Consider the following 3,311-nt stretch of genomic DNA (forward strand, 5'->3'; position numbering starts at 1 on the left):
AGAAAGCCATGCCGGGTAATTGTTTTAGACAATAATATACCTCAGATTTCTCTCTATTATAAGCCGATAATCGGTGATAGTGTTCCTGAAGCGAGTCGCCGGGATTGGAACGTTAGTTATGATTTGGGTGGAACGTGGAAGGAAGCACGGAAAATAGGGAGGAAGAATAGCTCTTTGTTTAAGGTAGATGTGGTGGTATATCCGGAAGTTTCATTGAAGAATCTGATTATAACGCAGATTTATCAAGTGCTGTTTAATTTGTCACCGGCGATTGAGGTTTCATTTTGGAAAGGGATGAAGTTGACGGCGCAGGTTGTTGTTCCTGTTTATAATGACGGGTATGGAAGCTTGGCAGGTAAAACACATCCGGGATTTCTGACATTGCAACAAACTGTTCGCTTACCTTATAATATGTGGCTTACAGGAACTGCGGGTACTTTCAATGCTGGTCGTTACGGGGCAGATTTGAAACTGTTTCATGTACTAAAAGCCGATGAGCGTTTCTCATTTGAAGGACGCATAGGATTAACCGCTGCGTATGAATGGGATGGATTTGAATTTTACTATGGAACAAAGACACGCTTGACTTGGAGTTTAGGAGCTAATTTTTATTGGCCCGAATACAATGTTCAGGCAAGTTTGAAAGGCGAACAATATCTATTGGGTGAAAAAGGCGTAAGATTTGATTTGATTCGCCACTTCCGTTATTGCTCGATTGGCTTTTATGCAATGAAAGCGCAAGGAGCAAAGTCGAATGGCGGTTTTAGATTTCAAATAGCACTCCCACCTTATAAATATAAGAGAAAAGGATATATACCGCGGGTGACGCCCTCAAAGAATATGGGGATAGCTTATAATGCAGGCAATGAACGCTATTATTATAAGGGATTCCGGGCGAATGCAAGTGAGAACATAATGAGTAATAATAGTTTTAATCCATATTTTATTAAATCAGAATTACTAAATTTTTAATTTTATTGAGATGAAAAAGAAAAGTTTCTTTAATGGCTTCAATGCTAAATTAGCATTAGCCGTAGTGGCCTTATCCAGTGCCTTATTGACTGGATGCTACAAAGATGAGGGATTGGATGTTATCAGTCCTGACCAAAATGTAACTCTTCCAGCTGCAAAGTACACTATCACTGGTACCGTAGTTGACGCTTCAACTTTGCAGTTGATTAACAATGCAAAAGTAAATGGCGTTGATACAAAAAATGGTAGTTATACCATCGAAGTTGAGAAACCTGGCGATGTAGTTGTGACTGCTACCGCTGCAGGTTATACAGAACAATCTACAACTGTTGCAGTTGCCCCATTAAAAGCCGGACAGGCTGCTGTTTACCCGGTAAACTTTGCTTTAAGCAAGCCGGCAGAGAACATGAAAACAATTGATGCTGTATACGATTTGAAGATTACGGCTTTAGATGAAAATTTAGCGGTTATAGCCGATGCTGATGTTACTATTTATGGTGCTGGTTCTACATCTGTCGCTACTGGAAAAACAGATGCGAACGGTGTGTTTGCAAAATCTGGTTTAGAAAATGGAGCATATAAAATTAAAGTTAGCAAAGAAGGTTTAGTATCTACTATTCAGTTTGTAAACTTGGCTAAGGCTTCCAAAGAAGTTCCTGCATCTCAAGAAGGCGATACCTATACTGTTGAATATCCTACAGAAATAGTATTGACCAAACAAGCCACTGGTACAGTAGTTATTTCCGGTGATTTGAAGTTTGGAACTAGATGGATGTTGGCGAAAGTTGTCCGTTTGTACAACAAACAACAAACTGCTCAATTCTATGGTGAAGGAAACTCTAATACTTACGCTTATAAATTCAATGTTCCCTCAACAGAGTTCGTGAAGAAAACTGTGACCAGAGCAGAAGGAGACAATGAATATTTTATAGGTCTTCTTAAAATTGTCGATGAAAATGGTGTTGAATTAACTATTGAGCAAGAGTTTACTAAACCGGCTGCAAGCGGAGAACCAGGTGAGGAAGATCCGAATGTGGAAATTAAAGTTGATTTTACTTTTGCCGTAAATATTGGAACTGAAATTATCGGAGATGCTGAAGTTGTTAAGAATACTTATGAACCCAAATTCTTTAATACACATCCAGATAGAAGAGAAAATTACACCTATAATTTACCGATAAAAACTGGTGCAAAATGGGTAACAGATAAAATTTCTTATGGAGGATATGAGAGTGAATCCGCATTGGTTAACGCTGTAAAGGCTGCGATGGATGAGTATCTTAAAACTATTGTAATAACTGGTATTACGGATGGTACTTACGCATGGGGGTTTGGTTTGAACTCTTATCAAGGTCTTTTAAAAGTGTCCACAGAACAAGCTATTATAGCTAAAAAGATTGCTGTATCATCTGTATACGCCAATGTTACGGTTAATGGCGCAACGACAGAAACACCTGTTACAGCTGACTTAAGTGGAATTTATGGCGAGTATAATGCTGCGGCAAACGCTGACGCGTTAGTGATAACTCCGGAATATTATCAGACAACTCATGACCACTATCACACTCATGGACATGGTCACGGCTGGACTAATAATGCAGGTGGTGGTATTATAGATCCTGAATAATTCCGATAAGAACAATAGATCATTTATTGACCCGAAAGTATAAAGTATATATAGAAAGACGGATGCGGATGAAGCGAATAATAGTTACGTGTATGTTTTTATGCTGTGCGTTTGTACTTTCGGCTCAATTAACTTACGGTACTACAGGGTTGTTGCATGCCCCTTCCGCAGAGATGCAGAAAGATAAGACAATAATGCTGGGTGCCAACTTTATGAACAAGGAGATAACTCCTCCTACGTGGTACTATCATACGTACAACTATTACCTGAATGTGACCTTTTTCCCCTGGTTGGAAGTGGCGTACACATGCACACTTTTTAAAGCGGAAGCACTGGGCTTGAAGCCTTACGGTTACTCGGGTTTTACGAATCAGGACAGATATTTCTCTGTCCGACTGCGAGCTTTGAAAGAAGGACAATTCTGGAAGTATATGCCGGCTGTGGTTTTGGGTACATCAGACCCGTTTACTTCTTCCGGAGGTGGTTCGATTGGTTCTACAGAAGGAAACGGATATTTCAGCCGTTTCTATATAGCTGCAACCAAGCATCTGCCGATAGGAACTGAAGAGATCGGAGTACACCTCTCTTATTTATATAATCAGAGAAAGGAGTACAAACTGAACGGAATAGCGGCGGGTATCACTTACAATCCCAGTTTCGCACCGGATTTGAGGGTGATAGCGGAATATGATTCGAAAGATTTTGCGTTAGG

General features: G+C 39.9%; 3 protein-coding genes. All 3 read left to right on the forward strand.

Going from position 1 to position 3,311, the window contains the following annotated elements; translation table 11 throughout:
• The coding region (locus tag BN161_RS26560) for a hypothetical protein (protein WP_044272070.1) at positions 1 to 972 on the forward strand (972 nt) is incomplete at its 5' end.
• A 10-nt stretch (positions 973 to 982) separates the two neighbouring features.
• On the forward strand, positions 983 to 2,599 hold the full coding sequence (locus BN161_RS26565; protein ID WP_044272072.1) for a carboxypeptidase regulatory-like domain-containing protein: 1,617 nt from the start codon (positions 983 to 985) through the stop codon (positions 2,597 to 2,599).
• Between the two features lie 62 nt (positions 2,600 to 2,661).
• The coding region (locus BN161_RS26570) for a YjbH domain-containing protein (RefSeq protein ID WP_044272075.1) at positions 2,662 to 3,311 on the forward strand (650 nt) is incomplete at its 3' end.

Origin of the sequence: Bacteroides timonensis (genome assembly GCF_000513195.1) — a bacterium.
GTDB classification, from domain to species: domain Bacteria; phylum Bacteroidota; class Bacteroidia; order Bacteroidales; family Bacteroidaceae; genus Bacteroides; species Bacteroides timonensis.